General features: G+C 60.9%; 23 protein-coding genes. 19 read left to right on the forward strand and 4 right to left on the reverse strand.

The annotated features are described in order from the left end of the window. Nucleotides 1-290: 290 nt before the first annotated feature. The 6 genes from ACWHRL_RS07635 to ACWHRL_RS07660 are packed head-to-tail and all read left to right on the forward strand — an operon-like array spanning nucleotide 291 to nucleotide 5211. Nucleotides 291-1064 (forward strand): DUF3450 domain-containing protein, encoded by a 774-nt coding sequence (locus ACWHRL_RS07635; RefSeq protein ID WP_447528633.1) that lies wholly within the window; start codon nucleotides 291-293, stop codon nucleotides 1062-1064. After that, the gene (locus tag ACWHRL_RS07640) at nucleotides 1061-2422 is read left to right on the forward strand and encodes a MotA/TolQ/ExbB proton channel family protein (RefSeq protein ID WP_447895880.1); all 1362 of its coding nucleotides are present in this window, start codon (nucleotides 1061-1063) and stop codon (nucleotides 2420-2422) included. Before ACWHRL_RS07635 ends, ACWHRL_RS07640 begins: the two co-directional genes overlap by 4 nt. Further along, a complete protein-coding gene (locus ACWHRL_RS07645) occupies nucleotides 2423-2965 on the forward strand; it encodes a MotA/TolQ/ExbB proton channel family protein (RefSeq protein ID WP_447528635.1) in 543 nt (180 codons plus the stop codon). After that, nucleotides 2958-3365 (forward strand): ExbD/TolR family protein, encoded by a 408-nt coding sequence (locus ACWHRL_RS07650; RefSeq protein WP_447895881.1) that lies wholly within the window; start codon nucleotides 2958-2960, stop codon nucleotides 3363-3365. The genes ACWHRL_RS07645 and ACWHRL_RS07650 overlap by 8 nt, the downstream gene beginning before the upstream one ends. Next, entirely contained in the window at nucleotides 3362-4129 is a 768-nt protein-coding gene (locus ACWHRL_RS07655) for a TonB family protein (protein WP_447895882.1), read from the forward strand. Before ACWHRL_RS07650 ends, ACWHRL_RS07655 begins: the two co-directional genes overlap by 4 nt. 2 nt (nucleotides 4130-4131) lie before the next feature. Continuing rightward, on the forward strand, nucleotides 4132-5211 hold the full coding sequence (locus tag ACWHRL_RS07660; RefSeq protein WP_447895883.1) for a tetratricopeptide repeat protein: 1080 nt from the start codon (nucleotides 4132-4134) through the stop codon (nucleotides 5209-5211). Here the strand turns inward: ACWHRL_RS07660 and xthA are convergent, their stop codons facing one another. After that, a complete protein-coding gene (xthA, locus tag ACWHRL_RS07665; protein ID WP_447895884.1) occupies nucleotides 5212-6039 on the reverse strand; it encodes an exodeoxyribonuclease III in 828 nt (275 codons plus the stop codon). After that, a complete protein-coding gene (locus ACWHRL_RS07670; RefSeq protein ID WP_447528640.1) occupies nucleotides 6039-6287 on the reverse strand; it encodes a hypothetical protein in 249 nt (82 codons plus the stop codon). Before ACWHRL_RS07670 ends, xthA begins: the two co-directional genes overlap by 1 nt. A 146-nt stretch (nucleotides 6288-6433) precedes the next feature. On the opposite strand from ACWHRL_RS07670, the gene ACWHRL_RS07675 reads away from it, so the two are divergent. Next, nucleotides 6434-7708, forward strand: a complete 1275-nt coding sequence (locus tag ACWHRL_RS07675) for a DEAD/DEAH box helicase (protein WP_447895885.1) — start codon at nucleotides 6434-6436, stop codon at nucleotides 7706-7708. Between the two features lie 5 nt (nucleotides 7709-7713). Then, nucleotides 7714-9843 (forward strand): ATP-dependent DNA helicase DinG, encoded by a 2130-nt coding sequence (gene dinG / locus ACWHRL_RS07680; protein WP_447895886.1) that lies wholly within the window; start codon nucleotides 7714-7716, stop codon nucleotides 9841-9843. A 104-nt stretch (nucleotides 9844-9947) separates the two neighbouring features. On the opposite strand, the gene ACWHRL_RS07685 is transcribed toward dinG, so the two are convergent. Beyond that, complete coding sequence (locus tag ACWHRL_RS07685) at nucleotides 9948-11015, reverse strand: 3-deoxy-7-phosphoheptulonate synthase (RefSeq protein ID WP_447528643.1); 1068 nt, start codon at nucleotides 11013-11015, stop codon at nucleotides 9948-9950. Between the two features lie 592 nt (nucleotides 11016-11607). Here ACWHRL_RS07685 and rpoE point away from each other — a divergent pair. From rpoE to acpS, 11 genes are all read left to right on the forward strand, one after another. Then, nucleotides 11608-12207 carry an RNA polymerase sigma factor RpoE gene (gene rpoE, locus ACWHRL_RS07690; RefSeq protein WP_447528644.1) on the forward strand — a complete coding sequence of 200 codons (600 nt, stop codon included), beginning with the start codon at nucleotides 11608-11610 and terminating at the stop codon, nucleotides 12205-12207. 261 nt (nucleotides 12208-12468) lie between these two features. Beyond that, nucleotides 12469-13224 (forward strand): sigma-E factor negative regulatory protein, encoded by a 756-nt coding sequence (locus ACWHRL_RS07695; RefSeq protein ID WP_447895887.1) that lies wholly within the window; start codon nucleotides 12469-12471, stop codon nucleotides 13222-13224. A 36-nt stretch (nucleotides 13225-13260) separates the two neighbouring features. After that, nucleotides 13261-14241, forward strand: a complete 981-nt coding sequence (locus tag ACWHRL_RS07700; protein ID WP_447895888.1) for a MucB/RseB C-terminal domain-containing protein — start codon at nucleotides 13261-13263, stop codon at nucleotides 14239-14241. A 155-nt stretch (nucleotides 14242-14396) separates the two neighbouring features. Continuing rightward, the gene (locus ACWHRL_RS07705) at nucleotides 14397-15818 is read left to right on the forward strand and encodes a DegQ family serine endoprotease (RefSeq protein WP_447895889.1); all 1422 of its coding nucleotides are present in this window, start codon (nucleotides 14397-14399) and stop codon (nucleotides 15816-15818) included. A 259-nt stretch (nucleotides 15819-16077) separates the two neighbouring features. Beyond that, nucleotides 16078-17892 carry a translation elongation factor 4 gene (gene lepA, locus ACWHRL_RS07710; protein WP_447895890.1) on the forward strand — a complete coding sequence of 605 codons (1815 nt, stop codon included), beginning with the start codon at nucleotides 16078-16080 and terminating at the stop codon, nucleotides 17890-17892. Nucleotides 17893-17907: 15 nt separating this feature from the next. After that, on the forward strand, nucleotides 17908-18711 hold the full coding sequence (lepB, locus tag ACWHRL_RS07715) for a signal peptidase I (protein ID WP_447528649.1): 804 nt from the start codon (nucleotides 17908-17910) through the stop codon (nucleotides 18709-18711). Nucleotides 18712-18751: 40 nt separating this feature from the next. Beyond that, nucleotides 18752-19447, forward strand: a complete 696-nt coding sequence (gene rnc, locus ACWHRL_RS07720; protein WP_447528650.1) for a ribonuclease III — start codon at nucleotides 18752-18754, stop codon at nucleotides 19445-19447. Beyond that, nucleotides 19444-20343 (forward strand): GTPase Era, encoded by a 900-nt coding sequence (era, locus tag ACWHRL_RS07725; protein ID WP_447895891.1) that lies wholly within the window; start codon nucleotides 19444-19446, stop codon nucleotides 20341-20343. The genes rnc and era overlap by 4 nt, the downstream gene beginning before the upstream one ends. Nucleotides 20344-20354: 11 nt before the next feature. Next, nucleotides 20355-21047: a DNA repair protein RecO gene (gene recO / locus ACWHRL_RS07730; RefSeq protein ID WP_447528652.1), complete on the forward strand. Its 693-nt coding sequence runs from the start codon at nucleotides 20355-20357 to the stop codon at nucleotides 21045-21047. A gap of 133 nt (nucleotides 21048-21180) precedes the next feature. Further along, complete coding sequence (gene pdxJ, locus ACWHRL_RS07735; protein WP_447895892.1) at nucleotides 21181-22014, forward strand: pyridoxine 5'-phosphate synthase; 834 nt, start codon at nucleotides 21181-21183, stop codon at nucleotides 22012-22014. Between the two features lie 3 nt (nucleotides 22015-22017). Continuing rightward, nucleotides 22018-22395 carry a holo-ACP synthase gene (gene acpS, locus ACWHRL_RS07740; protein ID WP_447895893.1) on the forward strand — a complete coding sequence of 126 codons (378 nt, stop codon included), beginning with the start codon at nucleotides 22018-22020 and terminating at the stop codon, nucleotides 22393-22395. Here acpS and ACWHRL_RS07745 read toward each other — a convergent pair. Continuing rightward, a complete protein-coding gene (locus ACWHRL_RS07745; RefSeq protein ID WP_447895894.1) occupies nucleotides 22392-25109 on the reverse strand; it encodes an ATP-binding protein in 2718 nt (905 codons plus the stop codon). The genes acpS and ACWHRL_RS07745 overlap by 4 nt on opposite strands. Between the last annotated feature and the right edge of the window lie 19 nt (nucleotides 25110-25128).

Consider the following 25128-nt stretch of genomic DNA (forward strand, 5'->3'; position numbering starts at 1 on the left):
AATAAAGCGTCGGCCTCGTGCCGACGCTTTGCTGTTTAAGGCCCTGGTGCCGACCACCGCACTTGCTACCCGCACCACCCTCCCGCCAGCTACTTGTTTATCTCCCCTACGTTAAAACTTCCAAAAAACAGTATCTTTAAAGTTAGCCCTTTGAATGTTAATGATAAATATTGTCATTTGTAGATTTAGTGTTACGCTATGCAGCGAAGGTAAACGCAAATGGTTCTTATATCTAACAGGTTTTTAGCGCTGCAGTGAACGCTAGCGCTTACCAGTGATGGAGATTTAACGTGCTGAAAAGGCCCTTCTTAAGCTTGCCGGGATGCTTGGGCATCGCTTGGGTGTTGCTAAGCGCTCACGCGTCGGCAAGTGATGAAACCATCGGTCAGGCCGCGCAAGGCGTTGAGGCCCAGCAAACCCAGTCGGCCCTTCAGCAGCAGATCGACCAGGCCGACGAGCAGACGCGCAGCGCCCTCGAGGAGCTCAGAGCCCTGGAGCGTGAAACTCGCACTCTCCAGGCGTCGAACGCATCGGCCAGCGCGCGTCTGGCCGCCGAGGCCGAGCGCCAGCAGCGTTTAAGCAGCGCCCTGGATACGGTCAGCGAGACCCGCGCGGCGCTGCCCATCATAGAGCAGGATATGACCGAGCAGCTCGTCGCGTTTATCGAAAACGATTTACCTTTTTTACACGGCGAGCGCCTGGCGCGAGTGGAAAGCCTTCAGGGCGAGGGCGGTGCCGAGCGCATCGAACAGCTTTTGGAGACCTGGCGCGCCGAACTCGAATACGGCCGCACCGTCGATCATTGGCGCGGTCGGCTGGCGCTTGACGAGGATTCACCTCGCGAGGTCGACTATTTGCGCGTGGGGCGCATTGGCTATTACTACTTGACGCCGGACGGCCGCGAAGGCGCCGTGTGGGACAGCGAAAGCGGGCAGTGGCAAGCACTGGACGAGCGTGAGCGCCGCGAAGTGCGCAATGGCCTGCGCATCGCCGACGAGCAGCGCACGCCCGAGCTCATCACCCTACCGCTATCGATCACCGCCGAGCAGGAAAGCCAGTCATGATCACATTGCAGCTCAAGCGCCGGCTCACATTGAGCGCTCTTGTCATGGCCGGTTGCCTTATGGCCGGCCCGATCTTCGCACAATCCGGTCAGGTGACCTCGCTGAGCGAGGCGCGCCAGGCCGCCGAGGCCCGCGACCAGGCGCGGCTGGAGAGCTTTTTAAACGACCAGCAAGCCCTCGAGGAGGCGCTCGAAGAAGCTCGCGCCGCTAACGACGAGGCGCAGGCGCAGCGCGACGCACTTCAGGCCCAGCAACAAGAGCAAGCGGAGCAGGCGAGCGAGCTGGCCAGCCGCCAGGGGGAGCAGGGGGAAGAGCTCTCGGCTCTACTAGTGAGCCTTACGCGCCAAAGCGACGAAGTGCGCAACGAACTGGGCGAGCAGAGCCTGCTCACCCTGGGCGATGCGGCGCTTCCCCCGCGCCTCGATGGCGTCGAGGTGCTCGAGCGCGCCCAGCTCGAACGTGTGGTCGACAGCCTGGCCACGCTGAGCGCTCAGACCGGGCGCGCCGAGCGGCTGACCCTGCCGGTGGCTAACGAGCGTGGCGACATCGAGTCGCGCGATATCATACGGCTGGGTGATTTCGCCGCCTTTACCGAGTCAGCGCTAGTGCGTATGAGCGGTGAGGATGGCGCGCTCTCGGAAATGCCGCGCACCCCGGCAGAGATTCAGTCGACGCTGGGCGAATATCACCGCGGCGAGAGCCGCCAATTTGCCATCGATCCTTCTCAGGGAAGCGTGCTGGCCGCGCTCACCCAGCGCCCCAGCCTCTGGGAGCGCTTCCAGCAGGGCGGCTACGTGGGCTACGTAGTGGTCGTGCTCGGTGTCATCGGCTTGCTGGTCGCGCTGGCGCAGTACCTCTACCTGTGGGTCGTCAGTGCGCGGGTCAAGCGCCAGCGCCGCTCGCTGGATAATCTCGACCATAACAACCCCCTGGGGCGCGTTCTTTACCGCTTCAAGGATATGGACAAGCACCAAACCCCCGAGGCGCTTGAAGCGCGCTTGGACGAGGCGGTGCTGGCAGAGCTTCCGCGTATCGAGCGCGGTCAGCCCATGGTCAAGTTGCTGGCCGCCATCGCGCCCTTGCTGGGGCTTCTGGGTACCGTGACGGGTATGATCGTCACCTTCCAGGCCATTACCGTTTTCGGTACCGGCGACCCACAGTTGATGGCCGGTGGTATCAGCCAGGCGCTGGTGACCACGGTGCTTGGTCTTGTCACCGCGGTACCGCTCCTGTTTGCGCAAACCGCGCTGGCCAGCCGCAGCCGCTACCTGACCCAAGTCATCGAAGGGGAGGCTAGCGCAACGCTGGCCAATCATTTGGAAGCCCAGTCGGCGCATCATGGCGCGGTGGTGAACTAAATGCCGGTAATTCCACTTTGGCTCGAGCCCGTAGAACGGCTGATCGAAGCGGGCGGTGTCGTGCTGGTCGTGCTCGCGGTAGTGGCGGTCATGGTGTTCGCCATGGCGATCGAGCGCTTTTGGTACTACCGGGTGACCTGGCGTTTGGCGCGCCGCCGGCTTCTCGAGCGCTGGGCCAGCCGCCAGGATCACCGCAGCTGGAGCGCGCGAACCCTGCGCCAGGTCTGGTCCGAGGCGCTGGTGGGCAAGCTTCGCCGGCCGCTGCCTTGGCTAAAGCTTTTGGTGGCGCTTTGCCCGTTGCTCGGGCTTTTAGGCACGGTCACCGGCATGATCACGGTATTCGACAGTCTTTCCTATAGCGATACCCACCAGGCGCGCGCCATGGCCGATGGCGTGGCCCGGGCGACGCTGCCTACCCTAACGGGCATGGCCATTGCCGTGGTGGGGCTTTTATTTATTAGCCGTCTTGAGCACGTGATCCGTCGCGAGGACCAGCGTCTTCATGACCGTTTGGCGCGTGCCCTGGAGAATAACGATGCGTAGACGTCATTTGTCAGACAGTGCCGCGGACAGCAACGAGGTCAACCTGACCCCAATGCTCGACGTTGTGTTTATCATGCTGATTTTCTTCATCGTCACCACCAGCTTTATCAACGAAAGCGGTATCGAAATCGACCGTCCTGAATCCAGCGCAGCGAGCTCGCGCCCGGACGCCCAGGTACTGGTCGCGGTCACGCCGGAAGGCGCGGTGTGGGTCGATGGAAGCCCGGTGGATATCCACCGGGTCGGACAACAAGTCGCGGGGCTTTTAAGTGCCGACGGCTCGGTCGTGATTCAGGCCGACCGCGACTCCACGACCGGGCTTTTGATCGAGGTCATGGACCGCTTGCAGCAGGCCGGGGTCGAGCAGGTAGCGGTGGCAGCGAGTCGGAGCACGCAATGATTCGTCGTTTGTTTTCGCTCGTAGCCGGTGCGGCGCTGGCGATGGGGCTCTTTTTGTGCCTTGCATTATTGGTCACTCCGCCAGAGCGCCCGCCGGAAGAGCCGGAGATGACCATGAGTATGAACATGGTGGAAGCGCCGGACGTTGCGCCCGAACAGCAAGCCCCGGCGCCGGCCGAGGCGCCGCCGCAAGAGGCAGCGCCGCCGCCCCCGCCGGCACCGGAACCGGTTGCCGTATCGGATAGCCCGATCACGCTACCCGATACACAGCTGCCCGAGGACCCGGTAGAGCCCGTCGAGCTCGATAGCGAGCTTCCAGAGCTTACGGAAGTCACGCCGGAGCCGACGCCAGCGCCGACCCCCGAACCGGAACCGGCTCCGCCCCCCGAGCCTACGCCCGCGCCGGCTCCTTCGCCCCAGCCCGCGCCATCATCGGCACCGGCCGAGGCGCCGGCAGAAGCGGCGCCGCCCGCCGAAGCACCGGTCTCCAACGAGCCGGTCAACGTGGGCCAGATAGCCGCGACCAGCAAGACAGATCCGGTGTATCCCAACCGTGCGGTACGCCGGGGGATGGAAGGCTTCGTCGAGGTGCGTTTTGTCGTTCGTCGAGATGGCAGCGTAGATGCGAGCACCATCGAGATCACCAACGCGCAGCCCCGGCGGGTGTTTGAGGATGCCGCCCGGGAGGCCATTGCTGGCTGGCAATTTCCGCCGAGCGAGCAGGTACGCCTTACCACCCAGCGTGTCGAATTTCAGCTGAGGTAGTCATGAAACGTTTAGCGTTTTTGATGTTTAGCGGCTGGGTCGCCTTTGCCCAAGCAAGCGAGCCGTTGCCAGGCGATATCATTCAGGATTTAAACGCGCTGCAAAGCGAGCTCTCGAACGCGGTACAGTCTGATGAAAGCCGTCTGGAAAGTGTCGCTGCCCGGGCTACCCGGCAGGCAGAGCGGCTGCAAGGCGGCAATCGTTCAGATCAGTGGGCAAGCGCGCTTTACTTTCAACTAGCGGCGGGGGCGTTGTCGCGTCAGGGTAACGCTGACGCCGCTGCGGACCAGTTGGCTCGCGCCCGGACACGCAGTAGCGTAAGCGCCGAGCAGGCAAGCCAGTGGCTTCGCGAGGAGGCCACGCTAAGGCGCGCCGCCGGGCAGCGCGTTGAAGCCATTGCGCTCTACGAGCAGTGGCTTTCAAGCAACAGTGACCGCCAGATGAGCTGGCAGCTGGTGCGCCTGCTGGCTGGGAACGACCAATGGGACGCCGCCGCCGAGCGCCTGACGACGCTTTTGGAGCAGCAGGATTCACTCGATGAGGCGCAGCAGACGCTAACGCTGAACGTACTGCGCCGCGCCGAGCAAGGTGACCAGGCGCTGGACTGGCTGTTGGACGGCCTTAACGTAGAAAGCAGCGCCGATGAGTGGCGCCAGGCCGCCGGACTTGCCCAGCAGGCCGGGCAGGCGGGCATGGCCGCAGGGCTTTGGGAAATGGCCTGGCAGGTGGGGGCGTTTGAAAGTAACGAGGATTTCAATACGCTCGTCGAGCTGCATATGGCCGGGGGGACACCGGCCAGGGCCGCCGAGCATTTGGAACAGGCGCTGGAAGCAGGGCGCCTGGAGCACGACGAGGCCACCCTGCGCCGCCTGGCTCGCGCCTGGGACCAGGCCAAAAACAGTCAAGAAGCGCTGGATGCCTGGCAGGCGCTTGCCAAGCAAAGCGGGCAAAGCGAGGACTGGCGCCGCTACGGTCAGCTCGCCTATGCCTGGGGCGATGAAGAACGTGCCGAGCGCGCCTGGCAGCAGGCTCAGGCGCTCGGCGATGAAGAGGCCGGTGAGTGGCTTGCCACGCTGCGCTAGTTAGTTTGCAAGCGTCAGCGAAAAATCGCTCCAGGTCGGGGCGTGGTCTGAAGGGCGCTCCATGGCGCGCAGTTCGTAGTCGATGCCTGCGCCGGTGGCCGTGTCGGCAAGCGCTCTAGTGACCAGAATATAGTCGATACGCAGCCCGCGCTTGGGGTCGCGATCAAACGCCTTGGAGCGGTAATCGAACCAGCTAAAGTGCTCGGCATCGCTTGGGTGGCAGACCCGGTAGCTGTCCTTGAGGCCCCAGGCCTTGATGCCCTCGAGCCACTCGCGCTCGATGGGTTGAAAGCTGGTTTTGCCCTCGCGCAGCCAGCGCTTGCGGTTTTGCTCACCTATGCCGATATCCCGGTCTTCCGGCGAAATGTTAAAATCGCCCATGATGGCCAGGCGCTCGTCGACCTTGTGGCGCTTGTCGAGCAAGTGGGCGAGCTGCTGATAAAAGCGCTCCTTGTGCGGAAACTTCACTGGGTGCGAAATACTTTCGCCCTGGGGGAAGTAGCCGTTATAAATCGTGACCGGTTCGCCGTTTTCGTCTTTTAGCGTGACGCCGATCATGCGCCGTTGGGCGTCGTCTTCATCATCAGGGAAACCGTAGGTGACCGACGCCGGCGCCTGGCGGCAGAGCATCGCCACGCCGTAGTGGCCTTTTTGCCCATAGTAAACGACGTGGTAGCCCATCGCCTCGACCGCCTGTAGGGGAAACTCGCTATCCTGTACCTTGGTTTCCTGAAGCCCGATCACGTCCGGCGCGAGGGTATCGATAAGCGCCTGCAGTTGATGTAAGCGTGCCCGAATACCGTTGATGTTGAACGAGACCAAGCGCATCAGGTGTCATCCCCCGGCGAGGGTTTGTCCTTGCTGTCGGGATGGATCTCGATAGCCTGACCCTCTTGCTGGCGGGCCAGCTTGCGCACCGCTTGAAGCTTGCGCTGCTGCTGCTTCTTGGCCACGAACCGGCGCGAAGAAGTGACCTGGTCGGGGTTATCCTTGCGCCACTTTTTATAATCTTTACGCCGGCCGGTACGAATGGTGACTTTATCCGCGAGCGAGCGGGTTTTTTTCTTACGCGTCATGTCGCGCTCCTTCGTTAATTTGGCCGTCATTCTAACAGGCAAGCGGGTAGGGAACACGCCAGGGCGCGCTCTTATTGCGATGCCCTGTGATATACTACGCGCGTCGTGATGCCTAACATCCACCGTAATGGACAGATAGAAAGCCTATGAGCGAGTCGGAACAGACCACAGCATCGGCCCAGAACCGCAAGCCCAAGCGCCGTCGCCGCAAGCCGCGCCGCCGCCAATCCGGCTGGGACCTTCGTCAGTTTCAGGTGCCCGCCGTGGCCGGTAAGTGGCGCTTTCATGACTTCGATTTGCCGCTCCCGCTGATGCGTGCCATTCACGCCCAGGGGTTCGAGTACTGCACACCGATCCAGGCCGAGGCGCTGCGCCAGACGCTATTGGGTGGCGATATCGTTGGCAAGGCACAAACCGGTACCGGCAAGACCGCGGCCTTTTTGATGTCGACCCTTGCCTACTTTTTGGAAGAGCCGGTTCCCGATGGCCAAAAGCCGGGCGCGCCCCGTGCGCTGATCATCGCTCCTACCCGGGAGCTTGCGCTACAGATCGAGAAAGACGCCAAGGCTCTGGCCCGCTTCACCCAGTTGAACGTGGCCAGTGTCGTCGGTGGTATGGATTACCAAAAGCAGCGCGAAAGCCTGACCGGTAACGTCGATATTTTGGTCGCGACCCCGGGGCGGCTGCTGGACTTCCATCAAAAGCGTGATATCGACCTTTCCGAGGTCGAAGTGTTGGTGCTCGATGAGGCGGATCGTATGCTCTCGATGGGGTTCATCCCGGACGTGAAGCGCATCATTCGCTACACGCCCAAAACCGAGCAGCGTCAGACCTTCCTTTTCTCGGCGACCTTTACCGACGATATCCTGAGCCTGGCCAGTCAGTGGACGGAAAAGCCCGCCCATGTCGATATCGAAGTGACCGTCGACAACCAGGCGGATATCGACCAGCGCGTCTATATGGTCTCCGATGACGATAAGCAGCAGCTTTTAATCAAGCTTTTGGAGCAAGAAAGCTTCGAGCGCGTCATGGTATTCGGCAACCGCCGTGACCTGGTGCGCAAGCTCGATTCCGCGCTGAGAAAGGCAGGCGTAAGCGTGGCGATGCTTTCCGGCGATGTGCCGCAAAATCAGCGCATCACTACGCTCGAGGAGTTCCGTGAAGGCAATATCCAGGTGCTGGTAGCCACCGATGTGGCCGGCCGCGGCATCCACATCGAAGATGTGAGCCACGTCATCAACTACACCTTGCCCGAAGACCCGGAAGACTACGTTCACCGCATAGGCCGGACCGGCCGGGCCGGGGCCAAGGGTGTATCGATCAGTTTCGTAGGTGAAGAGGATGCGTTCTCGCTGCCCGAAATCGAGCGCTACATCAACGGCAAGCTACCCTGCGAGCATCCGCCGGAAGGCCTGCTGTAACGGCAATGCTGGATAACGAACTCAAGTCGAGTATCCAGGAGGCGTATCGAAAGGTCGTCGAAAACCTTTCCCTTACGCCGCGCTACGGCCAGCGGCTGATGATTGCCGAAATCGCCCGCACGCTGGGCGATATCGAGGTCGACGACGAGGGCAAGCGTAAAAGCGATCGCCACGTTTGCGTACTGGAAGCGGGTACCGGTACCGGTAAAACGCTGGCGTATCTGATTTCGGCGCTGCCCGTGGCCAAGGCCCAGGGTAAGCGCCTGATCGTCTCGACGGCCACGGTCGCGCTTCAGGAGCAGGTGCTCAACCAGGACCTGCCAGCACTTGCAAGCCACAGTGGGTTGGCCTTCAAGTATGCCCTGGCCAAGGGGCGCGGGCGCTATGTCTGCGTGGCACGCCTCGACCAGGCCCTGGAGGGCGTCGAACCCAACCCGACGCATTCGCTTTTCGAGCAATCCCTGGCCGAGCAAAGTAGCGATTTCACCGTGCTGGCCACGGACATGGCCGAGGCCTACGGCAGCGGCAAGTGGGAGGGGGACCGGGATAACTGGCCGGTAACCATCGACGACAGCCATTGGCGGCGGTTAACGGTCGATCACCGCCAATGCACTGGGCGCCGCTGCGGCCACTTTGGCGCCTGTGCCTTCTTTCGCTCGCGTCGGGAGCTCGAAAACGCCGACATCATCGTGGCCAACCACGACCTGGTGCTGGCGGATTTGGCGCTCGGCGGTGGTGCCATTTTGCCGGACCCCGCCGAGTGCATCTTCGTGTTCGACGAAGGCCATCACCTGCCGGATAAGGCGCTTTCCCACTTCGCCCACCGCTTCGCCGTCAACGGGTGTTTGCGCTGGCTGAAAACGCTGAAGTCGAGTCTTTCCGAGCTCAACACCGGCCTTGGCGGGCAGCCCACTATTGCAAGGCTTTTGGCCGGGTTGCCCGAGCTGCTTCATACGTTGGAGCCTGCGCTTGGCGACGTATTCAGCCTTGGTTATCAATTAGCGGGACGTGAGCGTGGCCTGGGGGATGAGGAGTCCCTTCACCAGTTTCGTTTCGAAAAAGGTGAGCTTCCGGCAGCGCTCAAGGAGCAAGCCGGCCAGCTTCTAACGCTGTTTGCCACCCTGGCGCGAAATCTTGAAAGCATTAGCGATATTCTGCGCGAAACCCTGGATCCGGATAAGCAAACCGGGCTTGAACGGGAGCAGGCCGAAAGCTGGCTGCCGTTGATGGCGCTTTTGCATGGGCGAAGCCTCGAGGCGCACGCCCTTTGGCAAAGCATGAGCGAGCAGGACGCGCCGAACGCACCGCCCAGTGCGCGTTGGATCACGCTGAGCCAACCAACGGGGGAGCCGGAAATCGAGTTTTCGGCAAGCCCGGTATCGGCGGCGCATACGCTGGCCAAGCACCTTTGGGGGCGTTGCCATGGCGCGGTGGTGACCTCCGCCACGCTGACCGCACTTGGACGTTTTGACCGGCTGCAGGAGCGGGCCGGGCTTGCCAATCGCTACCGCTATCAGGCGCTACCCAGCCCCTTCGACTACGCCAATGCAACGCTTCGTGTCCCCCGGGAGGCCACCGACCCGTCGGATCGCGAAGGCCACGAGCGCGCTATCGTCGAGTTTGTCAAAAACCTGGGGGAGCGCGAAGCCGTACTGGTGCTGTTCTCCTCGCGGGCTCAGCTGCGCGCCGTAGCAAAAGCGCTGCCCGCGGCGGTGCGCGAGCGCGTGCTCGCCCAGGATGAGCTGCCCAAGCGTGAATTGATAGAGCGCCACCGCGCCGCGGTGAACCGCCGCGAGGGAAGCATCATTTTCGGGCTGGCAAGCTTTGCCGAAGGTATCGACCTGCCGGGCCACTACCTGACCCACGTGGTCATCACGCGGCTGCCTTTCGCGGTGCCGGACGATCCGGTCGGCGCAACGCTTGCCGAGTGGATCGAAAGCCAAGGAGGTAACCCGTTCATGCGTATCAGCGTGCCGGATGCCTCGATCAAACTGGTGCAGGCTTGCGGGCGCTTGATTCGTAAAGAGAGCGATGAAGGCGTGATCACACTGCTGGACAAGCGGGTCATCACGCGCCGCTACGGCCAGGCGCTGCTCGACGCGCTGCCGCCGTTCAAGCGTGAGATAAGCCCCTAAGGCGGTCAAAAAGGAATGGGGATGAGCAGGGGCTGAATCCGGAAAGCCCAAAAGTGAAAGGCTCGAAATGAAACGCCCCGCGGTTTGGCCGCGGGGCGTTTTGATTAGCGCTTGGCGAGCACCGGGGCGAGCTGGTCGTTCATCTTCTTGAAGGCTTCTTCCGTAGTAGCCCAGTCGATGCACGCGTCGGTGACCGAAACGCCGTAGGTGAGCTTGCTCAGGTCATCGGTAAGCTTCTGGTTGCCCCAACCGATGTTCGACTCGACCATGAGGCCGATAATCGACGTATTGCCTTCGAGAATCTGATTGGTGACGTTTTCCAGTACCAGCGGCTGCAGAGCGGCATCCTTGTTGGAGTTGGCGTGGGAGCAGTCGATCATGATGTTGGCCGAAAGGTTGGCCTTGGCGAGCTCTTTTTCGGCCAGCGCAACGCTAACGCTATCGTAGTTGGGCTTGCCATTGCCGCCGCGCAGCACCACGTGGCCGTAGGCGTTGCCCCGAGTGCGAATGATCGCCACCTGACCGGCCTGGTTGATCCCCAGAAAGTTGTGCGGGTTGGCGACGGATTCCAGCGCGTTGACCGCCACGTCGAGGCTGCCGTCGGTGCCGTTTTTGAAACCGACCGGGCATGAGAGTCCAGAAGCCATCTCGCGGTGGGTTTGCGATTCGGTGGTGCGCGCCCCGATGGCCGACCAGCTAATGCAGTCTTGAAGGTACTGCGGTGAGATCGGATCCAGCGCTTCGGTGGCCAGCGGCAGGCCAAGTTCGGCAAGATCCACCAGCAGCTTACGTGCGGTGTGCAGGCCCTCGTCGATTTCAAACGAGCCGTTCAAGTGCGGGTCGTTGATCAGTCCCTTCCAGCCCACTGTGGTACGAGGCTTTTCAAAGTAAACGCGCATGACGATATAGAGGGAATCGCTGACCTCGTCGGCAAGCTTGCGCAGCTTGCGCGCGTAGTCGAGGGCGGCGTCCACGTCGTGAATCGAGCAGGGGCCGACGACCATCAAAAGGCGCGGGTCGCTGCCATCGAGGATGTTCTGAATGACCCGGCGACCTTCGACGACGGTTTTTTCGGCTTTCTCGGTCAGCGGAACGGCGCTTTTCAACGCTTCCGGTGTAGTGAGAACGTCCTGAGCCAGGACGTTGAGATTGCTAACCTCTTGATCTGACATGATGCTACCTGTGTGGGGCGGTGGGCAAAAAGTGGGCCCTACTATCGCGCGTTAAGGGAGCAAAAATCAATTGTTACGGAACCATGCTAAAGCACGTAGTGTCTGCCCATGGGTTCTGGACCGCGCGGCAAGATGCTTGATGCGCCAGGCATAACGCGTAACACTACGCACAGTGGCACCTCGTTTACTTACACTGGCCGGAGATGGCGGTAGGCCTGACCCCAGGCGATAGGTGAAAGAGGGCGCCACATAAGGCTGGCGCAAGCCCTGGTTTCAATAGATGGCTTCGATAGATAGTTACATGAGGCGGGTGTAAGAAATAGCGATTAGAAAAGGTTACAAGGTATAGCGGTTGCCCAGAGGTGGCCGCTATACCGGGTTATTGCGCCGGACAACGGCGTAGGGTCAAAGCCACCCTTCAAGCGCTTGTCATCGAGCGGCGAGGCAAACTGACGTGTTATCTTCTTTGTTAACGACCGTTTTTACTAAATTTTGCCCAAGGGACGCTATGTTGCATGCTGTTAATGCCCGCTTAGGAGGGCGAAAAGAATCAAGGCTCGGCACGGGGTGTTCGAGCGAGAGGGGCGTGTGAATGGGCACTCGTGAAACAGACCAGCAGCTTGTTGAACGTGCCCAAAAAGGCGATACGCGCGCTTTTGATCTACTGGTTAAAAAATATCAGCATAAAATCATTGGTTTGATTGGCCGCTACGTGCACGACCACGCCGAGGTGCAGGACGTGGCGCAAGAAGCGTTCATCAAGGCGTATCGGGCGCTTGGTAAATTTCGCTCCGAAAGCGCGTTTTATACTTGGATGTACCGTATTGCGATCAATACGGCAAAAAATCATCTGGTTTCTCGCGGGCGCCGCCCGCCGGGCAGCGACATGGATATCGTCGATGCCGAGGTGCTCGACCAAAGTGGGCGGCTGGCGGATAGCGAATCGCCGGAAGCGTCCATCGCCCGAGACCAGCTCGAAGCCGCGGTGTACGAGGCAATCGAAAAGTTGCCCGACGATTTGCGCACCGCTATCACGCTTCGCGAGCTCGACGGTTTGGCGTACGAGGATATTGCTCAGGTCATGCAGTGCCCGGTGGGCACGGTGCGCTCGCGCATATTCCGGGCGCGGGAGGCGGTGGACGAGCATATCCGCCCGCTGGTGAGCACGGCGCGTAACAGCCGCGACGATTAGAAATGGCGCGTTTGAGCGAGACGTAAATTAGCAGTGATTTGATTTTTTAGTGAACTGTCAGTGGCTAAAGGCGTCATAAGCGTTGACCAGTTTGGCCAGCTTTAAAAGGCAAGTATGATGCGCTGCCGGGTTTTTCAAGCGACTTTGTAAGCAGCTGGCGGTGCACATAAAACTCAAGTTTTGGCCTGTGGAAACGCTCGCGGCCATACACATAAATGTTGGCTTGTGACGTTTTCTAAACACAGCGTGAGGGTGTGAAGTATGAGTTTAAACACACGGGAATCACTTTCGGCGTTAATGGATGGTGAGAGTGACGAGCTTGAACTGCGCCGGGTGTTAAAGTCGTTACCCGAAGAGGCCGGTGCGGCCGATACGTGGCGGCGCTACCACTTGGCACGCAGCATGATGCAGCGCGAGCGCTCGGTCGATGTAAGCGCCGATCTTTCCGCCGGTATCATGGCGCGCCTTGAAAGCGAGCCTGCGCCATTGCTTGGTGAGCAGGATGTGGAGCAGCAGCCTGTGACGGCCAAGCCCGGCCGAGTCTCTTTTGCCCGGGGTGCGGGCGTGGCAGCGGCTGTCTCGCTCATGGTGATTACCGGCGTACAGTTTTTGAATAGTAACGGTAATCCTTCCGAGCCGCAGGGCGCCACAGATCTGGCCGCCGCGCCTACCAATAGCGGGGCACAGGTCCAGCCGGTGAATCTCGGTGCAGGTAACGCCATGCCCGCATCGGACATGCCAATGTTCGAGCCCACCGCCTTTCGTATGAACGGTCAATCCGGTGGTAGCGGTTTCATGAACGTTAGCGAGTCCGGTTTTGGCGGCGCTCAGGCGCCCTCGGTTTCGACGGCAGCGCAAACGTTCTCGAACCAGGGCAGTGCCATCGACGCCGATCAGATTCGTCTGCTGCAGTCTTATCTCGAGCAGCACGCCCAGGGCGCCGCGGCGGGTAGTGGCGATAGCTGGATGCCGCTAATGCGCTCATCCTCCGTTGCCGAGCCGCTGGGCCAGCGCTAAACGCGTTCAGACCAATCGGAGTATTCAAGGGTGAATGTGAGCAGCGATAAAGACGTGTGGTTGCAAAAACTTTTGATCAGTTCCGGTGTTATCGCGATGGGCGCGCTTTCTTTTGCCGCCCAGGCAAGTGATGAGCCCGCCGGGCAAAGTGCTCGCCCGTCCTGCGACACGCCCAGGTTAACGCAGGACCCAGAAGGCATCGAGCAGTGGCTGGTGCGCAGCATGCTTGCCAGTCACTGTTTCGAGTACCAGGCCCGCGCCGTTTCTATCGACAGTATCGGCGTTCGCACACTGGCACTTTCCCACCGTGTTCAGGATGGGGTTCGCCAACAAGTCGTGCAGCACCTGGACGGTCCGTCCATCAGTGTCGAACGGCGCTCCCAGGCAGGTCGGCTTGCCTGGTCGCAGCTGGAGCAAGCCGGTTTCGATATCGACTCGACCCCCCAGGCTTGGGCGGAGCACGTCGAAGCCTATTACGACGTCACGCTGGAAAACGAAGAGCGCGTTGCCGGACGCGTTGCCTCGCGGCTTCAGTTCGAGCCCCTCGACGATAATCGTTACGCCCATACCTGGTGGGTGGACGAGGAGACGGGGCTTTTGCTCAAGCACGAGCTAAGCGATGCCCAGGACCGCGTCGTCGAAACCTTCCAAATGACCCAGCTACAGTCGCCGGAACTCTACGACGGCCCGTTAATGGAAGAGGGCGCCCCGGCCAGCGAACAGCCCCCCTGGCAGGTGGGTTGGCTGCCCGAAGGCTTCGTCCCTCAGCCCGCCGAAATCACCAGCGATAACCCGCTAGCCCAGCGCTTTTATAGCGACGGGCTCTCATCGGTTAGCGTCTTTGTCACTCAAGCGGACGATCAAGCTCTCGAGAAAGGGGCTTACAGCTTGGGCGTGTCGGCGGTAGCCATCGAGTTAATCGAATCTGAAGATGCGCGCTGGCAACTGGTAGGCGTTGGCGAACTGCCGGTTGCCCAGGTGCGGCGCATCGTTCAGTCCATCGAGCTTGACGAGTAGTATTTCTTTCAGCGACGTTGGGTGTTTGACGACGTTTGGTAAGACGGATTTGCAGGCCTTTGAAACCCGCTCTAAAGCCGGTCATTGGCTTGCTTGTCGGCTCTTCGAGCCAATTCCTTCCCCGGTTAGCAGTTGTTTGATTAGGAGCTTTATCCATGAGGCGCTTGGTTGTTTCCTACTCGCTTTGGCTATGCCTTGCCACGTTGTTGGTGTTCGGTCAAAGCGCTTACGCGCAGAACCTTCCTGATTTTACCGAACTGGTCGAAGACGCCGCCCCGGGCGTCGTCAACATATCGACCAGTCGAACGATTCAGCGAAGCGGTCCGGATATGCGCGGCTTCGGTGGCCAGGATATACCGGAAATTTTCCGCCATTTCTTCGGTGACAACTTCCCTTCGCCCCCGGGCCAGGGCGGGCAAGGTGGCCGCGAGCGTAGCGAAGAGCGCCAGTCCCTGGGGTCGGGGTTCGTAATCAGCGCCGACGGGTTTGTCTTGACCAACGCCCACGTGGTGCAGGATGCCGACGAAATTCTGGTGCGTTTGAACGATCGTCGTGAGCTCGAAGCGGAGCTGATCGGGAGCGACACACAAACCGACGTCGCGCTTTTAAAGATCGATGCCAACAACCTGCCAGTACTCAATTTGGGCAACTCCGATGATCTGCGGGTCGGTGAGTGGGTGGCCGCTATTGGCTCGCCCTTTGGTTTCGATCACTCGGTAACGGCGGGTATCGTCAGCGCCATCAATCGCACGCTCCCCCGGGATGCCTACGTGCCGTTCATCCAGACCGACGTCGCCATCAACCCCGGAAACTCCGGCGGGCCGCTTTTCAACCTCGATGGCGAAGTCATTGGAATCAACTCCCAGATATTTACCCGCAGCGGTGGCTTCATGGGATTGTCGTTTGCGATTCCGATCAACGTCGCCATGAACGTCGCCGATCAGCTGCGTGAAGATGGCCACGTCAACCGTGGCTGGCTGGGGGTGATGATTCAGCCCGTCTCCCGGGATCTGGCCGAGTCCTTTGGTATGGACGATGCGATTGGCGCACTCATTGCCGACCTGGACCCCCAGGGCCCAGCCGCTGAGGGTGGCCTGCAGGCCGGCGATGTGATTACCGCCGTCAACGGTGAAGAAGTCGACCGTTCCAGCACGCTGCCGCGTTTGATCGGCCGCGTAGCACCGGGCAGTGACGTAACGCTTACCCTGATGCGCGACGGCGAGCAGGTCGAAGAGACCGTCGAGCTGGGCGACTGGCCCGACGCGGGGCAAGCGGATAACGCCAATCGCAGCGACGAGCAGGTGCGTTTGGGCGTCAGCGTCGGCGAGGTGGAAGCCGAGCTCAAGGAGCGCCTGAACATTAGCGGCGGCGTGGAAGTGCGCCAGGTGGAATCAGGCAGCGTAGCCGCCGAAGCCGGGCTACTTCCCGGCGATATTCTGGTCAGTGTCGATCATCGCAGCGTTTCTAGCGCCGAGGAGCTCGAAAGCATCGTCGAGGAGCTTCCCAGCGACCGGGCCATTCCCATTCGTCTCTATCGCGAAGGTCGTTCGCTGTTCGTAGCGCTTCGCCTTGAGTAGTCAGTGGTTCAAAGCCCGCGCGTAGCGGATGCGATCAAAACGCCCCGGCCTGTCCGGGGCGTTTTGCCAAGTGGCAACGGTCAGTGGCATAACGATGTAAACGGGCGTTTGAAAGCCCTGCGCGCAAGTGGTGAGATTGGAATGAACATAGCACCCGCGTCTTGCTAACGGTACAATGCGAACAAATTTTTAATGCGACTATCTGCGCCGCTTGGTAAATCGTTCAGAGTTGCGACATCATACCGGATTTAAACGGCTAATGACCCAAGAAAACACCAGTAAAATTAAGCATATACGAAATTTTTCGATTATCGCTCACATCGATCACGGCAAATCCACGCTGTCGGATCGATTGATTCAAACCTGTGAAGGGTTGACCGAGCGCGAGCTCAAAGAGCAGGTGCTCGACTCGATGGACATCGAGCGTGAGCGCGGTATCACCATCAAGGCGCAATCGGTCACGCTCAATTACACCGCCGCGGATGGCCAGGTGTACCAGCTCAATTTTATCGATACGCCGGGCCACGTGGACTTCTCCTATGAAGTATCCCGCTCGCTTTACGCCTGCGAAGGCGCGCTTTTGGTGGTCGACGCCGCCCAAGGCGTCGAGGCGCAGTCGGTGGCCAACTGCTACACCGCCATCGAGCAAGGCCTGGAAGTGCTGCCGGTACTCAACAAAATCGACCTCCCCCAGGCCGACCCGGACCGGGTGGCCCAGGAAGTCGAAGAAATCATCGGCCTGGACGCCACCGACGCCTGCCAGGTATCCGCCAAGAGCGGTATCGGTATCGATGCGCTGTTGGAGCGGCTGGTGCGTGACATTCCGCCGCCCAAGGGCGACCCGGACGGCCCGCTTCAGGCGCTGATCATCGACTCCTGGTTCGACAACTACCTCGGCGTGGTTTCTTTGGTGCGCCTTTTTGACGGCACGCTCAAAAAGGGCGACAAGATTCGTATCAAGTCCACCGGGCGCGACTGGAATACCTCGGAAGTGGGTATTTTTACGCCGCTTCGAAAAGAGACCGGCGTGCTGCGCGCCGGCGAGGTGGGCTTCATCGTCGCCGGCATCAAGGAAATTCACGGCGCGCCGGTGGGTGATACGATCACCCATACCAAAACGCCGGACGTTGCGCGCCTGCCGGGCTTTCAGAAGGTGAAGCCCCAGGTCTACGCCGGTATGTTCCCGGTCAGCTCCGACGACTACGAAGACTTCCGCGACGCGCTGGAGAAGCTCGCCCTCAACGATGCCTCCCTGGATTACGAGCCGGAGAACTCCGACGCCCTGGGCTTTGGCTTTCGGGTCGGTTTTCTCGGCACGCTCCACATGGAAATCGTTCAGGAGCGCCTGGAGCGCGAGTACGACCTGGACCTTCTGACCACCGCGCCCACCGTGGTCTACGAGCTCGCCATGAAAAACGGCGATACGCGCTATATCTCCAACCCCTCGAAGCTACCCGACATGGCCGACGTCGAGGAGATGCGCGAGCCTATCGTTCGGGCGAGCATTCTGGTGCCTCAGGAGTTCGTGGGTAACGTAATTACCGAGTGCGAGCAGCGCCGGGGCATCCAAAAGGACATGCAGTTTTTGGGCAACCAGATCCAGCTCAGCTACGAGCTGCCCATGTCCGAGGTGGTCATGGACTTCTTCGACCGCCTAAAGTCGATCTCCAAGGGCTACGCGTCGCTGGAATACAACTTCGAACGTTTCGAAGAAGCCAAGCTGGTGCGCCTGGACGTGTTGATCAACGGCGACAAGGTCGACGCTTTAGCGGTCATCATTCACCGCGACCACGCCCATTCCCGCGGGCGATTGCTGGTCGAGAAAATGCGCGAGCTGATTCCGCGCCAGATGTTCGACGTGGCGATCCAGGCGGCCATTGGGGGCCAAGTCGTGGCGCGCTCGACGGTCAAGGCTCTGCGCAAGAACGTGACCGCCAAATGTTACGGCGGCGACGTGAGTCGTAAGAAAAAGCTATTGGAAAAACAGAAGGCCGGTAAGAAACGGATGAAGCAGGTGGGGCGTGTCGAAATTCCCCAGGATGCCTTCCTTGCTGTGCTCAAGGTCAACGACTAGGAAGACGACACCCTCATGGATTTTTCACTACTACTGGTACTGGCCGTTGTAATTACCGGGGTCATCTATTTACTCGATGCCCTTTGGTTTCGCCCGCGGCGCAAAAAGCGGGTGGTCAATGCCGAGCAAGCCGCAGACGATGGGCTGGACCCCGCCACCCGCGAGAAGCTCGAAAAAGAGCCTTGGCCCATCGACTACGCGCGCTCGCTTTTTCCCGTGCTGCTGGTCGTGCTGGTGGTAAGAAGCTTTATCGTCGAGCCCTTTCAAATACCGTCGGGCTCCATGCGGCCCACACTGGAAGTGGGCGATTTCATTTTGGTCAATAAATTCGCTTACGGGCTGCGTCTGCCGGTCGTCCACGAGCGCTTTGTCGAAATCGGCGAGCCCGAGCGTGGCGAGGTGATGGTATTTCGTTTTCCCGACGAACCCTCAGTGAATTTCATCAAGCGCGTCGTCGGGCTGCCAGGCGACCGTGTTCGTTATGAAGGCAAGCAGCTTTACATCAACGGCGAGCCGGTGGCCAAGACGCTCGTCGAAGAGGGGCCCAGCGCATCGCCCCAGCAGCTCCTATTAGAAGAGCGGCTAGGACGCATGAGCCACGCCATTTATAACAACCCCCGCGATCCGGGTCCGCAAATGGGTGAAGTGATCGTGCCCGAAGGCGAGTACTTCATGATGGGGGATAACCGTGATCAGTCCAACGATAGCCGCTATTGGGGTTTCGTACCGGAAGAGAACATCGTCGGCCGCGCGTTTGCCGTGTGGATGCACTGGGACGGTGGTTTGCCCAGTTTCTCAAGCGTAAGGCGGATCGAATGAGTGGGACCACCCAGGTTAACGTCGAAGACGTAGGAGCATCGTGAGTAATTCCTTGAACGCTTTTTGCCGACGGATCGGCTACACCTTTAGCGATGACATGCTGCTGGAGCTGGCCATGACCCACCGAAGTTATGGTGGGCGTAACAACGAGCGCTTGGAATTTCTGGGCGACTCCATCGTGAACTTCGTCATCGCCGAGGCGCTGTTTCAGCGCTTTCCCCAGGCGCGCGAAGGCCAGCTTTCTCGCCTGCGCGCGCGGCTGGTAAAAGGGCAGACCCTGGCCGAGCTTGCCCGTGAAATGGCTTTTGGCGAGTGTTTGCGCCTGGGGTCCGGCGAGATGAAAAGCGGCGGGCACCGGCGCGAGTCGATTCTGGCCGACGCGGTCGAAGCGGTGATTGGCGCGATCTATCTCGACGCCGGTATGGAGGCGGTGCGCGAGCGCGTACTGGCCTGGTACTCGGACCGTTTGGAAAGTACCTCGTTACAGGACACCCAGAAAGACCCGAAAACCCGTCTGCAGGAGTTTTTGCAGTCGCGTCAGGCGGCGCTTCCACGTTACGAAGTCGTTTGCGTCAAAGGCGAAGCCCACGCTCAGACCTTTACCGTCGAGTGCTATATCGATCTTTTAAACGAGCATACGACCGGTAAGGGCCCCAGCCGGCGCCACGCAGAGCAGCAAGCCGCCGAGCAAGCGCTCACCCATCTTGAAAAAAATCCTGGAGACCACGCGTCATGAGTCAAACCTGCGGCTTTGTGGCCATTGTTGGGCGGCCTAACGTAGGCAAATCGACCCTCATGAATCGCATACTGGGGCAGAAAGTGTCCATCACCTCGCGGCGCCCGCAAACCACGCGCCACCAGGTCATGGGCATCAAAACCGTCGATGAAACCCAGTTCATTTTTGTCGACACGCCAGGCATGCACATCATGTCGAAGGATCGCAACAAGGCGATCAATCGCTTCATGAATCAGGCCGCCACTCAGGCACTGCGCGATGTGGACTGTGTGGTCTTCATCATCGACCGTACGCGCTGGTCTGAAGAGGACCAGGCGGTGCTTGCGCGTCTCGAGCACGTCAAGGCGCCGGTGATCCTGGCGGTCAACAAAGTAGACCGCCTACAGGACAAGGCCTCGCTTCTGCCTTGGCTTAGTGAAGTCGGCGCGCGGCGCGACTTCGCCGCCGTCATTCCGATATCCGCCAAGCACGGCACCCAAGTGGATACCCTCGAGGAGGAGGTCGCCAAGCACCTGCCCGAGAGCATTCACTTTTTCCCGGACGATCAAATTACCGATCGAAGCCTGCGCTTCATGGCCGCGGAGCTGGTGCGCGAAAAAGTCATGCGCCAGTTGGGTGACGAGCTGCCGTATCAGATGACCGTGGAAATCGAAGAGTTTCGCGAAACCGAGCGCATCACCCACATCAGCGCGTTGATTTTGGTCGAGCGCCAGGGTCAAAAGGTGATTTTGATCGGTGAGAACGGTGACCGGCTCAAGAGCATCGGCCGCGAGGCACGCCTGGATATGGAGCGCACCCTGGGGACCAAGGTCATGCTCAATCTGTGGGTGAAGGTCAAGCGCGGCTGGTCCGATGACGACCGCGCGCTGAAAAGCCTGGGGTACGATCTCGATTGAGTGCAGGCGCGATGGCCGAACCCGCCTTTTTGCTCCACCGGCGCGCGTACCGTGAAACGAGCGCCCTGGTGGATCTACTCACGCTCAATCACGGGCGTATCCGGGCGGTGGCCCACGGCGGCCAGCGCCCGGGCTCTAAATCCCGCCAGCGGTTGCAGCCTTTTACGCCACTGTTCGTGGCCTGGCGTGGCGATCGTGATCTCAAGCGGCTGACCCTAATGGAGTCGCGCGGACATACCGCGCTATTGGCCGGGGAGGGGCTTCTTTGTGGGCTTTACGCCAACGAGATCGCTACTCGGCTATTGCCGCTGGAGCTCGGCGCCGAAGAAGTGTTCGCCTTCTATAGCGCGCTGCTCGATGCGCTTCCCACCCCGGCGCGCCGAGGATTGGCGCTGCGTCGCTTCGAGTGGTCGCTGTTGGAGGCGCTTGAGGCCACGCCGCGTTTCGTGACGCCGGGTGGCGAGGCGCTGGACCCTCAAGGGCGCTATCGTTTCGATGCGCAAAGCCGCGCCTTCGTGCCCTTCGAGCAGGGCATCGAAGGGCGTGTGCTGCGCTATCTTGACCAGGGCGACTGGGAGCCCGAAGGCCTGGCCGGGGCGCTCAAGAAGGTAATGCGCGCCGCGCTCGCCCCGCACCTGGGCAGCAAGACGCTGCGCTCGCGGGAGCTGATGCTCGATTTGGCTCGCCGCCGGGCGCGGGTTTAACCCGGCTACCTTTCGCCATCGAGCGCCGTGTCAGACCACGCTTCGATGCGCCGTTAAACGCTTTCAACATTCTGTTAATAGATAGCCGCTCAGCGCGGCTATCGAAACGAACGACCTCGCACTGGAGAGCGCTATGCACCCACCGCGGATTTTACTCGGTGTCAATATCGACCACATTGCCACGCTACGCCAGGCTCGGGGGACGCGCTATCCCGATCCAGTACAGGCTGCACTGCTTGCCGAAGAGGCCGGGGCGGATGGCATCACCGTGCACCTGCGCGAAGACCGCCGCCACATTCAGCCCCGAGACGTACGCCTGCTTGCCGAGGTGCTCAATACACGTATGAACCTCGAGATGGCGGTGACCGAGGAGATGCTCTCGCTTGCCGAAGAGCTGCGCCCGGCCCACGTTTGCCTGGTGCCGGAGAAGCGCGAAGAGCTGACCACCGAAGGCGGGCTCGACGTGACGGGAAATTTCGAGCAGGTCCAGGCTGCCTGCCAGCGTCTGGGTGAGGCCGGTTGCGACGTGTCGCTATTCATCGACCCGGATAGCGCGCAAATCGACGCCGCTCACCGCGCCGGCGCGCCGACCATCGAGCTTCATACCGGGGCCTTTGCCGAGGCGGTAATGGGCTCGCAGGCGGCCAATGACGAATACGCGCGCTTGAACGCGGCCGCAGTGCAGGCGGTATCGCTTGGGCTCGTCGTCAACGCCGGCCACGGCCTTCACTACCATAACGCCGAAGCCATCGCGGCGCTGCCCGGCGTCAACGAGCTCAATATTGGCCACGCGATCATCGCGCGGGCGCTGTTCGTGGGCTTGAAAGAGGCGGTCGCCGAAATGAAGCGGCTGATCATCGCCGGCCAGGAGGCCGGGCTGATGGCCGCGCTGGATAGCCACGATCACGAACATGAGCACGCCCATGATCATGGCCACGACCATGAAGACGGCTGCTGCGGGCACTAGGCCGTGATTGTCGGTATCGGGTCGGACATCGCGCGGGTCGCGCGCTTTGAAACGGCGATCGAGCGTCACGGCGAACGTTTCGCCGCACGTATTTTGGGCGCCGACGAACATGCCCGCTGGTTGGAGAAAAACCGCCCGGTGGCGTACCTTGCCAAGCGCTTTGCCGCGAAGGAGGCGTTCGTCAAGGCGCTGGGGCTGGGGCTTCGCGCCGGCATGCAGTGGCGCGACATCCAGGTGCTCAACGACGCCCTGGGCAAGCCCGCGCTTTCGCTAAGTGGCGAAGCGCAGCGGCTTTTCGAGCAAAGCGGCGCACAAACGGCGCATATCACGTTAAGCGACGAGGCCGAGTATGCGCTGGCGTTCGTGGTGCTGGAGCGCTAGCCCGGCGTGTCGCGATACTTCATGAGCGTATCGATCGCGCTTAAAAACGCCTGCACCTGCGTTGCGAGGGCGGCGCTGCTTGTCGTTTCCTGAGTCGCCGCGAGGTGATCGCGCAGTGCACTTTCAAGCGCGTCCGCCGCTTCGCCAAGCGCCGGGGTGCCGCAGTAGCGGCACGCGCCATTCAAGGCATGTGCCTCCTCTAAAAGCGCCGCGTCATCTTGTTGGGCGAGCGCCTCTTCAATACGCGTTTTGGCCGCGGGCAGGCTCTCGATCAGGCGCATCAGCTGGGTAACGGCCATCGCCTCGCTGCCCCCGGCCAAACGTTTGCCCCGGGCCAGGTCGACCGCGAGCGGCGCTGGTTGGGGGGCATCGGCCGGCGCTTGCCCGGTGCTTTGCAGCGCCAATTGGCTTGTGTCTTCCAGGGTCATGTCTAAAAAGCGCTCGAATAGCCGGTGCAGCGCGGCCTCGTCGACGGGTTTGACCAGTACGTCGTCAAAGCCCTGGGCTAGCCAGCGCTGGCGCTGTGAGTCCGGGGCTTGGGCGGTCACCGCGATGATCGGACAGCGTGACCAGGCGCCTTTCAAGCGTCTTAGTGCGTGGGTGGTTTCAACACCGTCCATGCCTGGCATACGAATATCCATTAGCACCAGATCGAAGGGCGCCGCCTGGGCGTATTCAAGCGCTTGCTTACCGCTAGCGGCCAGGGTGATGTGTATCCGCTCGCTCTCTAAAATGGCCTTGAGCAGCGCCCGGTTGGGGGCGTTATCGTCGACGATGAGCACGTCCAGCACCTGGCGCTCGGCCGACGGCTCAACCGCAAGGGGCGGCACCGTGGGCGGGTCGAGCAAATGCGCCAGTGCGTTGATCATTCGCTGGCGGGTAATCGGCTTGCTGACGATATCGCCGCCGTAGGGCATGTGCCAGGCCGCGGTATCCGGCGGCGGGCCAAGGGCGAGTATCAGGGTGGGGCACTTTGCCTGCTCGATCACCGCTTGCCAGTAGGCCTGGCGCTCGTTGATAAAGTCGGCAGGGCCCAAAGCGAGTATCAAAAGCGCTTCGTCACCGGCATCGACAAACGAGACCGGCTGCGCGCCCCAGTTTATAAGCCAGTTCTCCAGCGCAAAGCGGCTAAGGCGGTGGGGCTCGTGTAGACGCACGGCTTTGTGGTTCAAATCGAGCGGGGGAACTTGCGGTGTCGCGGCATGCGCCTGCAGCGCCAGGGTAAACGTGAAGCACGCGCCCTGGCCCTGGGCGCTTTCCACACCTATTTCGCCGCCCATGCGCTGGACCAGCTGGCGGCATATACTGAGCCCCAGGCCGCTACCGCCGTACTCCCGGGAGTGGCTGGGCGATGCCTGGGTAAAGGCGTCGAAAAGCCCTTGCTGCTGCTCGTCGTTCAGCCCGATGCCGGTATCGGTTACGCTGATGGCGAGTACGACGTGCTGACCCTCTTGGCGCTCGAGGCTGGCGCGCACGATGATTTCACCTTCAACGGTAAATTTCAGGGCGTTACTGATCAAATTGTTGAGGACCTGCTGGATTCTCAGCGGGTCACCGCAAAGCGGCGTTGGGATATCGTCGTAGGCAAGCCCCACCAGGTGCAGCTCTTTACGCTGCGCCTCCGGGGCGTTCAGGCCGATCGCTTCGTCCACTACGCTTGCGATATCGAGCTCGCGCTCTTCCAGGGTCAACTGGTCGGCTTCCAGTTTGGAGAAGTCGAGCACGTCATTGACCAGCACCATGAGGTTTTCGCAGGCACAGTGAACCTGACCAAGCCACTCCTGTTGGCGGGTATCCAGATGCGAGCGGCCCAGCAGGCGGCAAAAACCGATAATGCCGTTGAGCGGCGTGCGGATTTCGTGACTCATGTTGGCGAGAAATTCCGACTTGGCCGCGTTGGCCTTGAGGGCGCTACGGTGGGCCAGGTCGAGCTTGATACTCTGCTCTTCGACGGTTTCTATCGATTCGTAGAGCTCCTGGGTGGCTTGTTCGATCTGGCTTTGCATATCGCGGCTATAGTGCTGAAGATGCTCGCCCAGCACGTTGATGTTTTTTCCCAATTCGTTGAATTCGCTTACCTCGTGCATGGCCAGCGTGCGGCCGTAGTCGCCGTGGGAAAGCCGGTAAAGCGCCTGGTTGGCGCGCTCCAACGGGCGGATGATCGAGCGGCTGATCGAAAGCGCGGCGGAGAGCAGCAAAAGCCCCAGTAAAATGGCGCCAAAGCTTAGGGTAGCGATCAGTTTGTAGCGCTCCAGCGTCAGCGCCCGGGTGTTGACCTCGGCTTCGAGCCAGCGGCCGCTCCCCGACTCCCCGCCGGTTTCGGGGCCGGCGTAGGCGGTCAGCGGCATCTGTAAACGCCAAACTTCCTGGTCATGATTGAGACGGGTAGTGCGAGGCACGTTCAAGCGCTGGGCGGCGGGCATCGGGCGGCCAAGCATCAGCACCCGGTTGCCTTGCTCGTCGTAAAGCGATAGCGCGCGCAGGTTCTTGTACTCCATCAACTGGCGCGCCAGGCGTTCCAGGCGCGGCTCGTCCCCTTCGGCCATGGCATCGTTTAAGTCCGGCGCGAGTATTTCGCTGGCACTCACCAAACGCTCGGTGAAAACGCGCTGCTGAGTCGTACCGTTTTGAAGCACCAAAAAGACCGCCATGGCGGTATAAACCAGTAGCGGAATGCCCAGCAGGGCCAGCAGCAAGCGTGTATTCAAGGACATGTAAGAAACTCATTGATTC

Source organism: Vreelandella sp. GE22, from assembly GCF_968212445.1.

Bases quoted from the DNA above. Each gene is read 5' to 3' on its own strand.
- ACWHRL_RS07640 (WP_447895880.1), top strand. From the start codon at position 1,061: ATGATCACATTGCAGCTCAAGCGCCGGCTCACATTGAGCGCTCTTGTC.
- ACWHRL_RS07645 (WP_447528635.1), top strand. From the start codon at position 2,423: ATGCCGGTAATTCCACTTTGGCTCGAGCCCGTAGAACGGCTGATCGAA.
- ACWHRL_RS07650 (WP_447895881.1), top strand. From the start codon at position 2,958: ATGCGTAGACGTCATTTGTCAGACAGTGCCGCGGACAGCAACGAGGTC.
- ACWHRL_RS07655 (WP_447895882.1), top strand. From the start codon at position 3,362: ATGATTCGTCGTTTGTTTTCGCTCGTAGCCGGTGCGGCGCTGGCGATG.
- ACWHRL_RS07660 (WP_447895883.1), top strand. From the start codon at position 4,132: ATGAAACGTTTAGCGTTTTTGATGTTTAGCGGCTGGGTCGCCTTTGCC.
- xthA (WP_447895884.1), bottom strand. From the start codon at position 6,039: ATGCGCTTGGTCTCGTTCAACATCAACGGTATTCGGGCACGCTTACAT.
- ACWHRL_RS07670 (WP_447528640.1), bottom strand. From the start codon at position 6,287: ATGACGCGTAAGAAAAAAACCCGCTCGCTCGCGGATAAAGTCACCATT.
- ACWHRL_RS07675 (WP_447895885.1), top strand. From the start codon at position 6,434: ATGAGCGAGTCGGAACAGACCACAGCATCGGCCCAGAACCGCAAGCCC.
- dinG (WP_447895886.1), top strand. From the start codon at position 7,714: ATGCTGGATAACGAACTCAAGTCGAGTATCCAGGAGGCGTATCGAAAG.
- ACWHRL_RS07685 (WP_447528643.1), bottom strand. From the start codon at position 11,015: ATGTCAGATCAAGAGGTTAGCAATCTCAACGTCCTGGCTCAGGACGTT.
- rpoE (WP_447528644.1), top strand. From the start codon at position 11,608: ATGGGCACTCGTGAAACAGACCAGCAGCTTGTTGAACGTGCCCAAAAA.
- ACWHRL_RS07695 (WP_447895887.1), top strand. From the start codon at position 12,469: ATGAGTTTAAACACACGGGAATCACTTTCGGCGTTAATGGATGGTGAG.
- ACWHRL_RS07705 (WP_447895889.1), top strand. From the start codon at position 14,397: ATGAGGCGCTTGGTTGTTTCCTACTCGCTTTGGCTATGCCTTGCCACG.
- lepA (WP_447895890.1), top strand. From the start codon at position 16,078: ATGACCCAAGAAAACACCAGTAAAATTAAGCATATACGAAATTTTTCG.
- lepB (WP_447528649.1), top strand. From the start codon at position 17,908: ATGGATTTTTCACTACTACTGGTACTGGCCGTTGTAATTACCGGGGTC.
- era (WP_447895891.1), top strand. From the start codon at position 19,444: ATGAGTCAAACCTGCGGCTTTGTGGCCATTGTTGGGCGGCCTAACGTA.
- recO (WP_447528652.1), top strand. From the start codon at position 20,355: ATGGCCGAACCCGCCTTTTTGCTCCACCGGCGCGCGTACCGTGAAACG.
- pdxJ (WP_447895892.1), top strand. From the start codon at position 21,181: ATGCACCCACCGCGGATTTTACTCGGTGTCAATATCGACCACATTGCC.
- ACWHRL_RS07745 (WP_447895894.1), bottom strand. From the start codon at position 25,109: ATGTCCTTGAATACACGCTTGCTGCTGGCCCTGCTGGGCATTCCGCTA.